General features: G+C 72.3%; 11 protein-coding genes. 2 read left to right on the top strand and 9 right to left on the bottom strand.

The genetic code is table 11. The annotated features are described in order from the left end of the window. Positions 1 to 2 precede the first annotated feature (2 nt). From tmk to IG74_RS0118445, 5 genes are all read right to left on the bottom strand, one after another. Positions 3 to 3,362 (bottom strand): dTMP kinase, encoded by a 3,360-nt coding sequence (tmk, locus tag IG74_RS0118465; protein WP_030677907.1) that lies wholly within the window; start codon positions 3,360 to 3,362, stop codon positions 3 to 5. Positions 3,363 to 3,608: 246 nt separating this feature from the next. Beyond that, on the bottom strand, positions 3,609 to 6,428 hold the full coding sequence (gene topA / locus IG74_RS0118460; protein ID WP_030677905.1) for a type I DNA topoisomerase: 2,820 nt from the start codon (positions 6,426 to 6,428) through the stop codon (positions 3,609 to 3,611). Positions 6,429 to 6,841: 413 nt separating this feature from the next. Continuing rightward, positions 6,842 to 7,039 carry a hypothetical protein gene (locus tag IG74_RS0118455; RefSeq protein WP_030677902.1) on the bottom strand — a complete coding sequence of 66 codons (198 nt, stop codon included), beginning with the start codon at positions 7,037 to 7,039 and terminating at the stop codon, positions 6,842 to 6,844. A 286-nt stretch (positions 7,040 to 7,325) separates the two neighbouring features. Then, entirely contained in the window at positions 7,326 to 8,846 is a 1,521-nt protein-coding gene (locus tag IG74_RS0118450) for a DUF7059 domain-containing protein (protein WP_030677899.1), read from the bottom strand. A gap of 20 nt (positions 8,847 to 8,866) precedes the next feature. After that, complete coding sequence (locus IG74_RS0118445) at positions 8,867 to 9,466, bottom strand: TetR/AcrR family transcriptional regulator (RefSeq protein WP_030677896.1); 600 nt, start codon at positions 9,464 to 9,466, stop codon at positions 8,867 to 8,869. Positions 9,467 to 9,595: 129 nt separating this feature from the next. On the opposite strand from IG74_RS0118445, the gene IG74_RS0118440 reads away from it, so the two are divergent. Next, a complete protein-coding gene (locus IG74_RS0118440; RefSeq protein WP_030677892.1) occupies positions 9,596 to 10,423 on the top strand; it encodes a class I SAM-dependent methyltransferase in 828 nt (275 codons plus the stop codon). 236 nt (positions 10,424 to 10,659) lie between these two features. Here the strand turns inward: IG74_RS0118440 and IG74_RS0118435 are convergent, their stop codons facing one another. The 4 genes from IG74_RS0118435 to bldG form a co-directional block, all read right to left on the bottom strand. After that, positions 10,660 to 11,244 carry a hypothetical protein gene (locus IG74_RS0118435; RefSeq protein WP_030677889.1) on the bottom strand — a complete coding sequence of 195 codons (585 nt, stop codon included), beginning with the start codon at positions 11,242 to 11,244 and terminating at the stop codon, positions 10,660 to 10,662. Between the two features lie 206 nt (positions 11,245 to 11,450). Continuing rightward, a complete protein-coding gene (locus IG74_RS0118430; RefSeq protein ID WP_030677888.1) occupies positions 11,451 to 13,853 on the bottom strand; it encodes a sodium-translocating pyrophosphatase in 2,403 nt (800 codons plus the stop codon). A 625-nt stretch (positions 13,854 to 14,478) separates the two neighbouring features. Beyond that, positions 14,479 to 14,898 carry an ATP-binding protein gene (locus IG74_RS0118425; RefSeq protein ID WP_030677887.1) on the bottom strand — a complete coding sequence of 140 codons (420 nt, stop codon included), beginning with the start codon at positions 14,896 to 14,898 and terminating at the stop codon, positions 14,479 to 14,481. Positions 14,899 to 15,015: 117 nt separating this feature from the next. Continuing rightward, positions 15,016 to 15,357 carry an anti-sigma factor antagonist BldG gene (gene bldG / locus IG74_RS0118420; RefSeq protein WP_030677886.1) on the bottom strand — a complete coding sequence of 114 codons (342 nt, stop codon included), beginning with the start codon at positions 15,355 to 15,357 and terminating at the stop codon, positions 15,016 to 15,018. Positions 15,358 to 15,438: 81 nt separating this feature from the next. Between bldG and IG74_RS0118415 the strand changes: the two genes are divergently transcribed. Further along, on the top strand, positions 15,439 to 17,892 hold the full coding sequence (locus IG74_RS0118415) for a DEAD/DEAH box helicase (RefSeq protein WP_030677883.1): 2,454 nt from the start codon (positions 15,439 to 15,441) through the stop codon (positions 17,890 to 17,892). Positions 17,893 to 17,934 lie beyond the last annotated feature (42 nt).

The raw sequence follows: 17,934 nt of genomic DNA, 5'->3' as shown, positions 1-17,934 counted from the left end.
GGTCAACGGCGGCGGCGCTTGCCCCGGTCCTCCGGCTCGTCCTCGTACGCGCCCTCGTGCGCCCCCTCATGCGCGCCTTCGCGCGACCCGAGGAGCTCGTCGGCGAGCGACGGCAGGTCGTCCATCGGCGTCTCCTCCGCCCACTCGGAGCGCTGGCGCCGCGGGGCGCCGTTCTCGTCGACCTGCGGCAGCTCGCGCGTACGGTCGTTCGGGCCGAGGTCGTCCGGCTCGGCGTGGTGCGCGCGCTCGTCGCGGAAGTAGCCGGGCGGCACCCGGTCCGACACGTCGCCCCGTACGTCTGCTTCGTCCTGTACGCCTGCTTCGCCCTGTACGCCCGTGTCATCCCGGACTGCCGCGTCGTCCCGTACGCCCGCCTCGTGCCGTGCAGGCGCGTCGTCCCGGAAGGCGGGCAGGACGGTCGTCTCGTCCGCGGCGCCGTCCACGGTCACCTGCGGCAGCACGGTGGTCTCGTCGGCGGAGCCCGCTACCGGGCCCTGCGTGGCCTGCGGCAGCTTCGCCGTCTCGTCGGCGGCGCCCAGCGTCTTCGGGTCCACGACCGGCGTCGCCACGGTGGTCTCGTTGTCGGGCGAGGTCGGCCTGCCGGAATCCACCGCGGAGGACTGCCCGGCCGAAGAGGACCGGTCTGCGGACGGGGACCGCTTGTCCGGCTTCGGCGCCGGGGCAGGACGCGCGGGCGGCGCGGCCGGAACCGGAGGCGCCTCCGCGGCCGTGGCCGTCACCGCCGCGGACGCCGCCGCGGAAGCGGCCGCCTCCGCGAGCCGCCGGGCCTCCTCGGCCCGCCGCAGCGCCTCCTCCGCCTTGCGCTGCTTCTCCAGGCGCCGGGCCTCCGCCTCGGCCCGCAGCCGGGCTTCTTCCTCGGCCTTGCGCCGGGCCTCTTCCTCGGCGCGCAGCCGCGCTTCCTCCGCTGCCTTGCGGGCCGCCTCCTCCTCGGCGCGGCGCCTGGCCTCCTCCTCGGCCTTGCGGCGGGCCTCCTCGGCGCGCTGCCGAGCCTCCTCCGCCTGGCGCTCGGCCTCGCGGCGCTGGGCCTCCTCCAGCTCGCGCCGCTTGCGCTCCTCCTCCTCGGCGCGCAGCTTGGCGAGCTGCTCCTGGCGCTCGCGCTCCTTGCGCTCCTCCTCGGCCTTGCGGGCCGCCTCTTCCTCGGCGCGGCGCCGGGCCTCCTCCTCCGCCTTGCGGCGGGCCTCCTCCTGGGCCTTGATCTCGGCTTCGGAGAGCGGCAGGACGACGTCGAGCCGGTGCCGGATGACCGTCGTGACGGCCTCCGGCTCCTGGGCGGCGTCGACGACCAGGTAGCGCCCGGGGTCGGCGGCGGCAAGCGTGAGGAAGCCGGACCGCACGCGCGCGTGGAACTCGGCGGGCTCGGACTCCAGGCGGTCGGGCGCCTCGGTGAAGCGCTCGCGCGCGGCCTCGGGGGCCACGTCGAGCAGGACCGTCAGATGCGGGACCAGGCCGCCCGTGGCCCAGCGGTTGATGCGGGCCACCTCGGTGGGCGACAGGTCGCGGCCCGCGCCCTGGTACGCCACGGACGAGTCGATGTACCGGTCGGAGATCACCACGGCCCCGCGCGCGAGGGCGGGCCGTACGACGGTGTCGACGTGCTCCGCGCGGTCGGCGGCGTACAGCAGTGCCTCGGCGCGGTGCGAGAGACCGGCCGACGACACGTCGAGGAGGATCGACCGCAGCCGCTTGCCGACGGGCGTGGCGCCCGGCTCGCGCGTGACGACGACCTCGTGGCCCTTGGCCCTGATCCAGTCGGCGAGCGCCTCGGCCTGGGTGGACTTGCCCGCGCCGTCGCCGCCCTCCAGGGCGATGAAGAAGCCGGAGTCGGCGGGCGTCTGCACCGGGTCGTCGCCGCCACGCAGCGCGTCCCGCAGGTCGTGGCGCAGCGGTACGCCCTGCCGGTCGTCGGCCTTGGCGAGGACGAGCGCGGCCACCGGCAGGAGCAGCGCGCCGACCAGCATCAGCGTGAAGGAGGCGCCGCCGTGGTCGAAGACGAACTTGCCGTTGACCATCCGGTGCGGCCCGATGACGGCCGCGAGCAGCGGCGCCACCAGTACGGCGAGCGCCACGAAGAGGCGTACGGCCGCCTGAAGGTGCTCGGTGGTGCGGGCCTTGCGGTAGTCCTCGACCTCCTGGTCGAGGAGCGCGTGCCCGGTGTTCGCGGCGACGCCCGCCGCGACGCCCGCGAGCAGCAGGATCAGCAGCACGCTCGTCACGTCCGGCACGAGCCCGGCGGCGAGGAGCGCGACGCCGGTCACGGCGATGGCGAGGGCGAGCAGCCGGCGGCGCGAGAGCGAGGGCAGCAGCGCGGGCGCGAGGCGGATGCCTGCGACCGTGCCACCGGTCAGCGCGAAGACGAACAGGCCGTACGTGACCGGCCCGCCCTGGAGGTCCTTGGCGTGCAGCACGGTGACCGCGACGGCCGCGGCGACCGCCCCGGCGACGGCGGTGCAGGCGGCGACGAGCAGCGGGATCGCGCCGGTGCGGCCCTTGTCGGTGCCGGTGCCCGTTCGGGGCCTGCGCAGGCCCTCCAGGGGGCTGCGCGGGCGCGGCGTCTGCGTGCCGGGCAGCCGGATGGCGTACACGACCGAGCCGGACGCGGCGAACAGCCCGGCGGCGACGAACGCGGCAAGGCCCACCTGGTGCCGCTCGAACCAGTCGACGCCCGAGCCGAGGAGGTTGCTGACGAGCCCGACCGCGACGAGGGCGACGGCGGCCAGGGGCAGCGCCACGAACCCCGTGCGCAGCGACAGGCGCCGCAGCGCGTCCAGGTGGTCGGGCAGCGGGCGCACGGCGGCGCCCTCCGGCGGCGGGTTGGGCAGCAGCGCGGGCGCGGCGCTCTCGCGGGCGACGGTCCAGAAGCGCTCGCTGACGCCGACGACGAAGGACGTCACCAGGAGCAGCGCGAGCGCGTTGGCCGGCGTCCAGACGATCCACAGGGGGGCGCAGATGAGGAGCGCGGCACGCACGCCGTCGGCGCCGATCATGGTCCAGCGGCGGTCGAGGGGCCCGTCGGGCGAGGTGAGGGTCGTCAGCGGGCCGAGCAGGACCGCCCCGAAGAGCAGCGTCGCGAGGACGCGGGCTCCGAAGACGGCGGTCACGGCGATCGCGACGCCACGGTAGCCGCCGCCGAAGGCCCCTTCGGCGATGGCCGCCTGGAGCCCGAGGACGACGAGGACGAGCAGCGCCAGGGCGTCACCGACGCTCCCGACGAGGTGCGCGCTCCACAACCGCTTCAGCTGCGGTACGCGCAGCAGGGCACGCACCGCGCGTTCGCGGGAATCCGCTGCCAGGGAGTCGTCGGGAACCGTGGTCATGGCGGGTGGCTGCTCGGCACGCGTCATCCGTCCAGCCTATCTGGAGGCCAGGCCTTCGCAGCGGCGACGCCCGAACATACGGGCGTCGCCCATGGGGAGTACCGGAAGGCCGCCGGGGCGCTCGGCACCACGCGAGCCCCTGGCCGTGAACGGTCAGGGGCTCGGCAGGCGTGGGCCAACGGTCGAACCGACGGTCAGTCGGTACGCGTCGAACCGACGATCAGTCGGTACTCGCCGAACCGACGGTCAGTCGGTGCTCGTCGAACCGGACGGTTAGTCGGTGCTCTCCACGGCGGCCGTCTTCTTGGCGACGGCCTTCTTCGTAGTCGTCGTCTTCTTGGCGGCCGTCTTCTTTGCCGTCGTTTTCTTGGCGGCGGTCTTCTTTGCCGCCGTCTTCTTCGCGGTGGCCTTCTTCGCGGGCGCCTTCTTGGCGGTCTTCTTCGCCGGGCCCTTGGCCCGCTTCTCCGCGAGCAGCTCGTAGCCGCGCTCGGGGGTGATGTCCTCCACGGAGTCGGCCGCCCGCAGCGTCGCGTTGGTCTCGCCGTCCGTCACGTACGGGCCGAAGCGGCCGTCCTTGACGACGACGGGCTTGCCGCTGACCGGGTCCTCGCCGAGCTCCTTGAGCGGCGGCTTGGCGGCGGCGCGGCCGCGCTGCTTCGGCTTGGAGTAGATCTCCAGGGCCTCGTCGAGGGTGATGGTGAAGAGCTGGTCCTCGGTCTCCAGGGAGCGCGAGTCCGTGCCCTTCTTCAGATACGGGCCGTAGCGGCCGTTCTGGGCGGTGATCTCGACGCCCTCGGCGTCGGTGCCGACGACGCGCGGCAGCGACATCAGCTTGAGCGCGTCCGCGAGCGTCACCGTGTCCAGGGACATCGTCTTGAAGAGCGAGGCCGTGCGCGGCTTGACCGCGTTCTTGCCGGTCTTCGGGGTGCCCTCGGGGAGGATCTCGGTGACGTACGGGCCGTAGCGGCCGTCCTTGGCGACGATCTCGCGGCCCGTCTCCGGGTCCGTGCCGAGCTGGAAGTCGCCGCTCGGCTTGGCGAGCAGCTCCTCCGCGTACTCGACGGTCAGCTCGTCGGGCGCCAGGTCGTCCGGGATGTCGGCGCGCTGGTGGTTCTCGGAGTCCTTCTCGCCGCGCTCGATGTACGGGCCGTAGCGGCCGACGCGGAGCACGATGCCCTGGTCCACGGGGAACGACGACACCTCGCGGGCGTCGATCGCGCCCAGGTCGGTGACGAGCTCCTTGAGGCCGCCGAGGTGGTCCCCGTCGCCGTTCCCGGCGTCGGCGGCACCGCCCGTGCCCTCGCCCTCGCCGAAGTAGAAGCGCCGCAGCCACGGCACGGCCTGGGCCTCGCCGCGCGCGATGCGGTCGAGGTCGTCCTCCATGCGGGCGGTGAAGTCGTAGTCGACGAGCCGCCCGAAGTGCTTCTCCAGGAGGTTCACCACGGCGAAGGAGAGGAAGGACGGCACCAGGGCCGTGCCCTTCTTGAAGACGTAGCCGCGGTCGAGGATCGTGCCGATGATCGACGCGTACGTCGACGGGCGGCCGATCTCGCGCTCTTCGAGCTCCTTGACCAGGGAGGCCTCGGTGTAGCGGGCCGGGGGCTTGGTGGCGTGGCCGTCGACGGACATGTCGTCGGCGGACAGCGCGTCGCCCTCGGAGACCTGCGGCAGGCGGCGCTCGCGGTCGTCCAGCTCGGCGTTCGGGTCGTCGGCGCCCTCTACGTAGGCCTTGAGGAAGCCGTGGAAGGTGATGGTCTTGCCGGACGCGCTGAACTCGGCGTCGCGGCCGTCGGCGGTGCGGCCGGCGATCTTCACGGTGACCGAGTTGCCCGTCGCGTCCTTCATCTGGGAGGCGACGGTCCGCTTCCAGATCAGCTCGTAGAGCCGGAACTGGTCACCGGTCAGACCGGTCTCGGCGGGCGTGCGGAAACGATCACCCGACGGTCGGATCGCCTCGTGCGCCTCCTGCGCGTTCTTGACCTTCCCGGCGTACGTGCGCGGCTTGTCCGGCAGGTAGTCGCTGCCGTACAGCTGCGTGACCTGCTTGCGGGCCGCCGTGACCGCCGTGTCGGACAGGGTCGTGGAGTCCGTACGCATATAGGTGATGAAGCCGTTCTCATACAGCTTCTGGGCCACCTGCATGGTGGCCTTCGCGCCGAAGCCGAGCTTGCGCGAGGCCTCCTGCTGCATCGTCGTCGTACGGAACGGGGCGTACGGAGAGCGGCGGTACGGCTTGGACTCTACGGAGCGTACGGAGAAATCGGTGTTCTCCAGGGCGGCGGCGAGGGCGCGGGCGTTGGCCTCGTCCAGGTGCAGCGTGTTCTGGCTCTTCAGCTGCCCGAGGGAGTCGAAGTCGCGGCCCTGGGCGACGCGCCTGCCGTCGACCGTGGTGAGGCGGGCCACCAGCTGCGAGGGGTCGCTCGGGTCACCGGCGCGGCCGGTGCCGAAGGTGCCCGTCAGGTCCCAGTACTCGGCGGAGCGGAAGGCGATGCGCTCGCGCTCGACGACGAGCCGGGTCGCCACGGACTGCACGCGGCCCGCCGAGAGGCGCGGCATGACCTTCTTCCACAGCACCGGCGAGACCTCGTAGCCGTACAGGCGGTCGAGGATGCGGCGGGTCTCCTGGGCGTCGACCATGCGCTGGTTGAGCTCGCGCGGGTTGCGGACGGCGCCCTGGATCGCGTCCTTGGTGATCTCGTGGAACACCATGCGCTTGACCGGGACCTTGGGCTTCAGGACCTCGAGGAGGTGCCACGCGATGGCTTCGCCCTCGCGGTCCTCATCGGTGGCGAGGAAGAGTTCGTCGGACTCCTTGAGGAGGTCCTTGAGCTTCTTGACCTGGGCCTTCTTGTCGGCGTTGACGACGTAGATGGGCTGGAAGTCGTGCTCGACGTCCACGCCGAGGCGGCGGACCTCGCCCGTGTACTTCTCGGGGACCTCGGCGGCGCCGTTGGGAAGGTCACGGATGTGCCCGACGCTCGCCTCGACGGTGTAGCCGGGGCCGAGGTAGCCCTTGATCGTCTTCGCCTTGGCAGGCGACTCGACGATGACGAGTCGGCGGCCGCCCTGTGCGGTCTCGCTGGTCGGGGACAACTTCGCTCTTCTCTCCGGTCGACGCTCGGTTGGCAGTGCGGTGCCCGGCGCCCCCTGGGGGGTCGCCGCGACTGCGCTTGCGGTTGCGCTGTCGCTGCGGAGTGTGACGGTACATCCCGCCCCCGTGTCAAACGGGAAAAGCCCGCAACGGCCACTCGAACGGTAACCCGACTACCGCCATTCCTGCCGCCTGGGCTGGCCCCGGGGCCGTGAACCGTGCACTGTGCCCCGGCCCGGCGGGCGCCGACCGCCCAGTGGCCGCCGCTCGTGCTACGCGCTCGGCCGCAGGCCGCTTCCGGGGTCCGGGGGCGGAGCCCCAGTTCCGGGAAGGGGCACCCGCGCGCGGAGCACGCGGAGGGACACGGCGGGGCGCCCGGCGAGGGGCCGGAGGCCGACGCGCCGCCCGCCCGGCCTCACACGCGTGTGAAGGACCACACCGCAAGGGCCAGGGCGCCGAGGCCCGCGAGCGAGGCCAGCGTGGCGGCGGCGGTCTGCTGCACGCCGTGCGCCACGGGGGCGCGATGGGCGACCCGGGTGCCGGTCCACAGCAGCAGTGCGGCGCCGAACAGCGCGAACACCGTCCCGGCGAAGATCGCTGGTCCGCTCTCCATGGCCTGGCCTCCCCGTGCCGTCCCCTGCGTGGCACCTGTGGGATGCCCCGGCTGGGGACGCTGGCACGCCCAGGCGGCGGAACCACGAAATCCGGGTGAACGACGGGCGGCGGGGCGGGACGACAATGGCCGGTTCCATACGCGGAAGGGCTGGCTCCGGGTGGGTAGGAGGATCGGCTCCCCGTGGTGACAGGCCCTCGTCACGTTGCGTACAGAAGTTGCTCACGCCGCGTACGTGACCGACCGGGGCCCGTACGAGACGCGCCCCCGGTCGGCACGGCCGCCCCTACTGCCCCACCGGCTCCAGGAATCCCTGCTCCACCAGGAGCCGGATCTGGGCCGGGGTGCGGTCCCTGAGCGCCACCGGGTCCTCGCCCATCAGCTGGGCGATGGCGTCCAGGATGCGGCCGGCGCCGAGCGTGCCGTCACACACGCCGGCGAAGCCCGCGCCCACGGTGTCCACGCGGGTCGCCCGCCGCATGCCGCGGTGCTGGCGCAGCACGACGTGCTCCGGGTCCTCGGCGCCCGGCATGCCGACCTGCTCCTGCACCACGTCGGCGGCGAGCTTGAAGTGGTCGGCGAGCAGCGCGGCGTCGTCGTGGGCGCGCAGGTAGTCCTGGCGGGCGAAGTGGGCCCGGACCGTCTCGCCGAGGGGCTGCTCGACGGGGTGCGGCCACTCCTCGATGGTCACGGACGGCTCCGCGGCGCCCGACTTGCGCAGCGTGATCCAGCCGAAGCCGACGCCCTTGGTCTTGCGGGCCTCGAACTCGTCGAGCCACGCGTCGTACAGCGCCGCGTACTCCGCCGGGTCGGTGCGGTGGTCCCCGGCGTCGCGCAGCCACAGCTCCGCGTACTGCGTGATGTCCTGCACCTCGCGCTGCACGATCCACGCGTCACAGCCGCGCGGCACCCAGGAGCGGACGCGCTCGGTCCACTCCTCGCCTTCCACGTGCTGCCAGTTGGCGAGGAAGTGCGCGTACCCCCCTTCGTTCAGCCTGTCCCCCGCTTGCTGAACGATCGAGCGGCACAGATCGTCCCCGCCCATGCCGCCGTCGCGGTACGTGAGCCGCGCGCCCGGCGAGATCACGAACGGCGGGTTGGACACGATGAGGTCGTACGTCTCGCCCTCGACCGGCTCGTACAGCGAGCCCTCCCGCAGGTCCGCGTCCGGCGCTCCGGAGAGCGCGAGCGTGAGCCGGGTGATGTGCAGGGCACGGGGGTTGAGGTCGGTCGCGGTGACCCGGGTGGCGTGCTGGGCAGCGTGCAGCGCCTGAATGCCGGAGCCCGTACCGACGTCGAGGGCGCTGGCCACGGGTGTGCGCACGGTGACCCCGGCGAGCGTGGTGGAGGCACCGCCGACACCGAGCACCACGCCTTCGTCGCGGCTGCCGATGCCCCCGGCCCCGCCGACCGCGCACCCCAGGTCCGAGACGATGAACCAGTCCTCACCGGCGGGCCCCCCGTACGGGCGTACGTCGACGGTGGCCTTGAGGGCGCCGTCCTCGCCCGGCGCCCGGTCCTCCGCGAGCCAACCGCACTCCAGGAGAGGGCCGACGGGCAGAACGCGCTCCACGCGTGTGTGCGGCACGGAACGCTGCAACAGGAAGAGCCGTACGAGCGTCTCCAGGTCGCCGTCGCCCCGGGTGGCGCGCAGCGCGGGCACGGTCTCGCTGCGCGCGAGCGCGGCGTACGCGGACGCCCCCAGGAGTTCGAGGAGTCCGTCCGCGGTGAAGTCGGCCTCCAGGAGGGCTTCCCTGAGGCGCGCGGTGACATCGGAACGATCAGACAAAGGCAGGGCATGGCTCACGCCCACATTGTGACCCGTTCTCAGGCCAGCGGTCCGCGCACGACGCCCGCGACGACCGTACGCACGACCTTCTCGACGGCCTGGGCCTCCGGCGCGGCGCCCTTGCGGTCGGCGAACAGCAGGTGACCCGCGCCGATCAGCGTGGGTGCGAGCGTGTCGACGTCGGCGTAGGCCGCGAGCCGGCCCCGTTCGCGCTCGGCGCAGAGGTACGCGGCGACCATGGCGGTGGCCTCCGCGAGCACCGGGACCCCGGTGGGCCGCGTCCGGCGCAGCCGGGCGCGCAGCTCGTCCCGCGAGGTGACGAGGCCGACCACCGCCACGGCGACCGATCCGAACAGCTCCGTCAGGGCGTCGGCGAGGTTGCCGACGACGGTGCCGGTCCCGGCGGCCGCGCACAGCTCCGCGGCCTGGCGGTCGACCCGGGCGACGCGGTCCAGGACCAGTTCGGTGAGGAAGGCGTCGAAGTCGGCGAAGTGCCGGTGCAGCACGCCCTTGGCGCAGCCCGCCTCCGCGGTGACCGCCCGGCTGGTCAGGGCGCTCGGCCCGTCCCGGAGCAGGACGCGCTCGGCGGCGTCGAAGAGCTGCTCGCGCGCGTCGCGGATGGCGACTCCTGTGGGCACCGGGTCTCTCCCTTCTGTTTCTGCGGCCCCTGTGGCCGTTGGTTCTGCGGTTCTGCGGTTCTGTGGCCTTGCGACCTTGCGGCCGCCGGCCCGTTGACGAGTGGGCGATCGCCCACTCATAGTGGGCGCATGCCCACTTTACCGCCGGGGCCCGCGGCACAGGGCCCCCTCGGCGAGCCGACGCCCCATCAACACCGCCACGTGGCCGAGTCGTTCGGCACGGACGCCGCCCGCTACGACCGGGCCCGTCCCCACTACCCCCGGGCCCTGGTGGCCCGCGTCGTGGCCGCGAGCCCCGGCCCCGCCGTCGTCGACGTTGGCACGGGGACCGGCATCGCCGCCCGCCAGTTCCAGGCGGCCGGGTGCCGGGTGCTCGGGGTCGAGGTGGACGCGCGGATGGCCGCCCTGGCACGACGGCGCGGCCTCACGGTCGAGGTCACGGCGTTCGAGGAGTGGGACCCGGCCGGGCGGACCTTCGACACGGTCGTCTCCGGCCAGGCATGGCACTGGGTGGACCCGGTCGCGGGCGCGGGGCAGGCGGCCCGCGCGCTGCGGCCCGGCGGCCGCCTCGCGGTGTTCTGGAACGCGGGCGAGCCCCCGGCCGGCCTCGTGGAGGCCTTCGTCGGGGTCTACCGCCGCCTGCTGCCCGACTCGCTCGCCGCCCGCCAGTGGACGATGTCCGCCGTGGACGCGTACGCGACCCTCGCCCGGAAGGCCGCCGACGGGATGCGGGCGGCGGGCGCGTTCGGCGCGCCGGAGCAGTGGCGCTTCACCTGGGAGCGGCACTACACCCGGGACGAGTGGCTGGACCAGCTGCCCACGACCGGAGGCCACACCGGCCTCCCGGCGGCCCACCTGGAGGAGGTCCTCGCGGGCGTCGGAGCCGCCGTGGACGCGGCCGGGGGCGGCTTCACGATGCGGTACACGACGGTGGCTGCCACGGCGGTCCGCGCCTAGAAGCCGAGCGGCGGCGCGTACGCAGGACGCAGGACACAGGACGCAGGACACGAAAAGGGTGCCTCCTTCCCAGGAGGCACCCTCATCACACTTCGCGGACCGGGCGTCGCCGAGCCTTACGGGCCACCGCGCCCTGCGCGTCGCCGAGCCCTACACACCGGTGAGCACTACACGCCGGTGAGCACCACACGCCGGTGAGCCCTACACGCCGGTGGGCCCCGCGGCCTGCCGAGCCGTCAGGTCGCCGAAGGCGAGCTTCCTGCCTTGCAGCTGTCCTGCTCGCGCATGGCCTTGCCGACGTCCCCGGCCTCCAGCTGCTTCTGGGCCGTGTTCTCGCTCTTGCTGAGCTTGCCCAGCTCCTCGGCGACCTTCGCGAGGTCGTCCGCGAAGGCCGACTGGTTCTTCGTGTCGAGCTTGTCGGTCTGCGTCTTGAGGCCCGCGTACGACTTGGAGAGGCCGTCCAGCTCCTTCACGGCGGCGTTCAGCTTCTTCTCGCCGTCGTCGACCGGTGGCGCGCCCGCCTTCTTCAGGGCGGCGCTGCGCTCGCTGTAGGCGTCGGAGATGTCCTGGAACGCCTGCGAGTCGGTCTTCTTCACTTCCTCCGGCGAGCTGTTGTCCGCGGTCTGCTTCTTGATCGCCGCGTTGGCGTCCGCGATCTTCTTCGACTGTGCCTGTACGGCCGTGTCGCAGACCTTCTTGGCCCAGTCGTCCAGCTTCTTGTTGCCGTCGTCGTCCGAGCACCCCGACAGCGCCAGTACCAGTACCGCACCGCCGGACAGCGCGGCCGCGAGCTTCTTGTTCACCGGATTGGTCCCTTCCATGGCTCTCGGCCCCGGAACTTACACGCCGACCGGGCGATGACCACACGCCGGGCGTCCGATACCACCGCTATTGCAGCCATTTGCACCAAGGGGCATGAGGCGAGAGAAGGCTCACGAGACCCTCCGGGGCGCCCACCGGCACGCACGAGGGGCGGACGGCGCCTCAAAAAGCGCCATCCGCCCCCGTGTTGGGACGTAAGGACCGGCTACGAGACGATCGCGGGGTCGGCCGAGCTGGCGACCTTCCCCTGGTTCTCCTCGTCACCGACGGCGATGCCGCGCCGCTTGGAGACGTACACCGCTACGACGATGACCGCGATGGACAGGACCGCGATCAGGACGCGCATCGTGACGCTCTTGTCCTCTCCGTAGCTGAACTTGACGACGGCGGGCGCGATGAGCAGCGCCACCAGGTTCATCACCTTCAGCAGCGGGTTGATCGCCGGGCCCGCGGTGTCCTTGAACGGGTCGCCGACCGTGTCGCCGATCACCGTCGCGGCGTGGGCCTCGCTGCCCTTGCCGCCGTGGTGGCCGTCCTCGACGAGCTTCTTCGCGTTGTCCCACGCGCCACCGGAGTTGGCGAGGAACACCGCCATCAGCGTGCCGGTGCCGATCGCGCCCGCGAGGAACGCGCCGAGCGCGCCGACGCCGAACGTGAAGCCGACCGCGATCGGCGTGAGCACGGCGATCAGACCGGGTGTGGCCAGCTCGCGCAGCGCGTCCTTGGTGCAGATGTCGACGACGCGCCCGTACTCGGGCTGCTCCGTGTAGTCCATGATCCCGGGGCGCTCGCGGAACTGCCGCCGCACCTCGTAGACCACGGCCCCGGCCGACCGCGACACCGCGTTGATCGCGAGCCCCGAGAAGAGGAAGACGACCGCGGCGCCGAGGATCAGGCCCACCAGGTTGTTGGGCTGGGAGATGTCCATCACCAGGTTCATCGGTGCGCCGTCGCCGAGTTTCTGGCCGACATCGTCGGCCGCCTCGGCGATCGCGTCCCGGTACGAGCCGAACAGCGCCGAGGCCGCCAGGACGGCCGTGGCGATGGCGATGCCCTTGGTGATGGCCTTGGTGGTGTTGCCCACGGCGTCCAGGTCGGTGAGCACCTGCGCACCCGCGCCCTGGACGTCGCCGGACATCTCGGCGATGCCCTGCGCGTTGTCGGAGACCGGTCCGAAGGTGTCCATGGCGACGATGACGCCGACCGTGGTGAGCAGGCCGGTCCCGGCGAGCGCCACCGCGAACAGGGCGAGCATGATCGACGTACCGCCGAGCAGGAACGCCCCGTACACGCCGAGGCCGATCAACAGCGCCGTGTAGACGGCCGATTCCAGACCCACGGAGATGCCCGCGAGGACGACGGTGGCCGGGCCCGTGAGCGAGGTCTTGCCGATGTCCTTGACCGGCCGCCGGTTGGTCTCGGTGAAGTAGCCGGTGAGCTGCTGGATCAGCGCGGCGAGGACGATGCCGATGGCGACCGCCACGACCGCGAGGACCCGCGGGTCGCCGCTCTTCGCCAGGATCACGGCGTCCTCGACCCCGTCCAAATCCGCGTACGACGACGGGAGGTAGACGAAGACGGCCACCGCGACGAGCGCGAGCGAGATGAACGCCGAGATGAAGAAGCCGCGGTTGATGGCGGTCATACCGCTGCGGTCGGAGCGCCGGGGCGCCACCGCGAAGATGCCGATCATCGCGGTGACCACGCCAATCGCGGGCACGATCAGCGGGAAGGCGAGCCCGGAGTCACCGAACGCGGCCTTGCCGAGGATCAGCGCGGCGACGAGCGTGACGGCGTACGACTCGAAGAGGTCGGCGGCCATCCCTGCGCAGTCGCCGACGTTGTCGCCCACGTTGTCGGCGATGGTCGCGGCATTGCGCGGATCGTCCTCCGGAATGCCCTGTTCGACCTTGCCGACCAGGTCGGCGCCGACGTCGGCGGCCTTGGTGAAGATGCCGCCTCCGACACGCATGAACATCGCGATCAGCGCGGCGCCGAGGCCGAAGCCTTCGAGCACCTTCGGTGCGTCGGCCGCGTATACGAGCACGACACAGGAGGCGCCGAGCAGACCGAGCCCCACCGTGAACATGCCGACGACGCCGCCCGTACGGAAAGCGATCTTCATCGCTTTGTGCGAGACGGCGGTGAGATCCTTTTCCGGCTCGCCTTCCGCCGGTGTCGCTTCCCGGGCCGCGGCGGCCACGCGCACATTGCTGCGCACGGCGAGCCACATACCGATATAGCCGGTGGTCGCCGAGAAGGCCGCTCCGATCAGGAAGAACACCGACCGGCCGATGCGCTGATTCCAGTCGTCCGCGGGCAGCAGCATGAGCAGGAAGAACACCACGACGGCGAAAACGCCGAGGGTCCGCAACTGCCGCCACAGATAGGCATTCGCGCCTTCCTGCACCGCCGCTGCGATCTTCTTCATGCTGTCGGTGCCCTCGCCGGCCGCGAGCACTTGGCGCACGAGCACCCAGGCGACCGCCAGGGCCGCGATCGCGACGGCCGCGATGACCATCACGATGAGACGGTTGTCGTCGGTCAGTACCGGACCCGCGAGGATTGAGGGGTGGTCGAGCTGATGAGGGGTAGAAAGCCCCGCCATTCGTCCTCCTTGACGCTTGGGCTGAGCTCAAGATGTGGACGGATTGTAGGGAGCCGGACCTGATCAAAACAGTGCGCCGCCAACGGAATTGGCGCGCAGGTGCGTATCTTCAAAAGATCGCGCCCGACGATTGACCCCGAAAGCGGTAATGCCCCAAAACCATTGACGCCGAAGGTGGCCCCGACTTCGCCGCCCCCACCTCCATTGATCACGCTCCCCTCGCTCACCAATTTCCTCACTTGTCACACAAACAGAAACTGCGCGCACGCATACGGCGAACAGATTTATGTAACTCGGGAGACGGTTGAGGGCCGGTCGGGGGAGCGGAGCGGAGGCTGGCCGGGGGCCGCTCGGGTGGCTGGATGGGGGCCGCTTGGGCTGAGGGGGACCGACTGGGCCAGTCCACGGCCGCGAGGCCCCGCTGGGGCGGTCTACGGCAAAGAACCCTGGCTTGGTGGCTGCCAGCCCATGCCAAGAGGCCCCGCTGGGGTATCCAGGAGGCGTCTGTGGGGTGGTGGGGTGCGGGGGCGCCGTGCGCCCTCGGCGGCGCCCCGTCGTCGCCGACGGTGCGGTTGCGGCGCGGGACGCTAGGGCGGCGTGGGGGCGCTAGGGAGTCGCGGGGACGCTAGGGCGTCGTGGGCCAGCTCATGCGGATCAGGCCGCCGGCCTCGTCGGCCGTGACTTCCACGTCGTCGACGAGGCCGCTGATCACCGCGAGCCCCATCTCGTCCTCGCCCTCGGCCTCCGGGTCCTCGGCGCCGGGCCGACCGCCCGCCACGGCCGCGGGCACGACGCGGGGCGCCTCGTCACCGACCTCGATGGAGAACTGCTTCTCCTCCTCGACCAGCGCGACGCGCACGGGCGCGGTGATCCCGGCAGCCTGATGCAGACCCACGGCACGGGTGCAGGCCTCGCCGACCGCGAGCCTGACCTCGTCGAGAACGGCCTCGTCCACTCCGGCCCGTCGCGCCACCGCGGCCGCCACCAGTCGGGCGGTCCTGACGTGCTCGGGCAGCGCGCTGAAGCGGAGTTCAACGGTGGCCATGCATCCCCCTCGGACATACACGCGTGCTGTCGAAGGGCCGGGCCGTCGGCCCGGCCCCCCGCCGTACTGCCACTCCGGGACGGAGCCCGGAACCCCGGACCTGCCGGGGCTGCCAGCTCAGTCGGTGGCCGCGACCGCTTCGTCGACCGAGGTGTGGATCGGGAACACCTTGGTCAGGCCGGTGATGCGGAAGATCTTGAGAATGCGCTCCTGGTTGCACACCAGGCGCAGCGAGCCCTCATGGGCACGCACCCGCTTCAGGCCACCGACCAGCACGCCGAGTCCGGTGGAGTCGAGGAAGTCCACGCGCTCCATGTCGACGACGAGATGGAAACTGCCGTCGTTCACCAACTCGACCAACTGCTCGCGCAGCTTGGGCGCGGTATAAACATCGATTTCGCCACCGACCTCGACGACCGTACGATCGCCGACGGTACGGGTCGACAGAGACAGGTCCACGGATCCTCCAGCACCTTGCTATCGAGCGGTCGCCCCTCGGGACACCTCGGCCCACGCCCCCGGGACGGATCGCCAGCCGCGATGGCATTCAATCACTTACGGGCAGGCGTGCACGACGCCTTCGGACCATTGTCCATCCCGCCAGTGACACACTCGATGCCGATGGCCAACATTTCCCCTTCCGGAAGACCCTCGGCGGACACCCCGGCCCGCGTCTCCCCGCGGTCGGTCCTGGACCGACTGACCACGGGGCCGAGCCGAGCTGCGCGCGTCACTCATACGGAGCACCTGCCCCCGAGGGCGGCCCGGTATGCCGTCTGGCCCGATCGCATCCGCTCCGAGGTCGTCGCCGCCGTCCGGAAGGCCGGAATCGAGCACCCCTGGGCCCACCAGGCACGGGCCGCCGAACACGCGCTGGACGGCGAATCCGTCGTCGTCGCCACCGGCACCGCGTCCGGCAAGTCATTGGCATATCTCACACCGGTGCTCTCCGCCCTCCTGGACGGCTCCGAGGCCGCGAACGGGCGCGGCACGACCGCCCTGTACCTGGCCCCCACCAAGGCCCTCGCCGCCGACCAGCGCCGCGCCGTGCGCGCCCTGGCTGAACCGCTCGGCACCGCCGTCAGGGCCGCCGTGTACGACGGCGACACCCCCGTCGAGGAACGCGAGTGGGTGCGCCAGTACGCCAACTACGTCCTGACCAACCCCGACATGCTGCACCGCGGCATCCTCCCGTCCCACCCCCGCTGGTCCTCCTTCCTGCGGGCCCTGCGCTACGTCGTCATCGACGAGTGCCACACCTACCGCGGCGTCTTCGGCTCGCACGTCGCCCAAGTCCTGCGTCGCCTGCGTCGCTTGTGCGCCCGCTACGGCTCCGAGCCCGTCTTCCTCCTCGCCTCCGCCACCGCCGCGGAGCCCGCCGTGGCCGCGCGGCGCCTGACCGGCCTGCCCGTCACCGAGGTCGCCGACGACGGCTCGCCCCGCGGCGAGGTCGTCTTCGCCCTCTGGGAGCCGCCGCTCACCGAGCTCCACGGCGAGAAGGGCGCCCCGGTGCGCCGCACCGCCACCGCCGAGACGGCCGACCTGCTCACCGACCTGACGGTCCAAGGCGTCCGCTCCGTCGCCTTCGTGCGCTCCCGGCGCGGCGCCGAGCTGATCTCCGTGATCGCCCAGGAGCGCCTCAGCGAGGTCGACCGCTCCCTGGCCCGCCGCGTCGCCGCCTACCGGGGCGGCTATCTCCCCGAGGAACGCCGCGCCCTGGAGCAGGCCCTGCACTCCGGCGAACTCCTCGGCCTCGCCGCCACCACCGCCCTCGAACTCGGCGTGGACGTGTCGGGTCTGGACGCCGTCCTCATCGCGGGCTACCCGGGGACCCGGGCCTCGCTGTGGCAGCAGGCGGGCCGCGCCGGACGCTCCGGGCAGGGCTCCCTGGCGGTGCTGGTGGCCCGCGACGATCCTCTGGACACGTATCTCGTCCACCACCCCGACGCGTTGTTCCGCCAGCCCGTCGAGTCGACCGTCCTCGACCCCGACAATCCGTACGTCCTCGCGCCCCACCTGTGCGCCGCCGCGGCGGAACTTCCCCTTACCGAGGAGGACTTCCCGCTCTTCGGTCCGGCCGCCGAGGAGCTGCTTCCGCAGCTGGAGGCCGCGAAGCTGCTGCGCCGCCGCACGAAGGCCTGGCACTGGACCCGGCGCGAGCGCGCCGCCGACCTCGCGGACATCCGCGGCGGGGGCGGCCGCCCCGTCCAGATCGTCGAGGAGGGCACGGGACGGCTGCTCGGCACCGTCGACGCCTCCGCCGCGCACACGACCGTCCACGAGGGCGCGGTCCACCTCCATCAGGGCCGTACGTATCTCGTGCGCCACCTGGACCTGGAGGACTCCGTCGCGCTCGTCGAGGAGGCCGTCCCGCCCTACTCGACGACCGCCCGCGACACCACCGCCATCTCCGTCCTCGACACCGACACCGAGATCCCCTGGGGCCCCGGCCGCCTCTGCTACGGCTCCGTCGAAGTCACCAACCAGGTCGTCTCCTTCCTGCGCCGCAAGCTCATCACGGGCGAGGTGCTCGGCGAGACCAAGCTGGACCTGCCGCCGCGCACCCTGCGTACCCGCGCGGTGTGGTGGACGGTCACCGAGGACCAGCTCGACGCGGCCCGGATCAACCCGGAGATCCTCGGCGGCGCCCTGCACGCCGCCGAGCACGCCTCCATCGGCATGCTGCCGCTGTTCGCCACCTGTGACCGCTGGGACATCGGCGGCGTCTCCGTGCCGCTGCACCCGGACACCCTGCTCCCCACGGTCTTCGTCTACGACGGCCATCCCGGGGGTGCCGGGTTCGCCGAGCGCGCCTTCCACACCGCCCGCGCCTGGCTCACCGCCACCCGCGAGGCCATCGCCTCCTGCGAGTGCGAGGCCGGGTGCCCGTCGTGCATCCAGTCCCCCAAGTGCGGCAACGGCAACGACCCCCTGCACAAGCGCGGTGCGATCCGCCTGCTCACCACCCTCCTGAAGGACGCGCCCGCCGACTGAGCGGGGCCCGGATGCGTCGTATGGGCCCTGCCCGGGTCCATC

This window comes from Streptomyces sp. NRRL B-1347 (assembly GCF_000720325.1).
In the GTDB taxonomy this organism is placed as follows: domain Bacteria; phylum Actinomycetota; class Actinomycetes; order Streptomycetales; family Streptomycetaceae; genus Streptomyces.
This window is presented reverse-complemented; position numbering and strand designations above follow the sequence as displayed.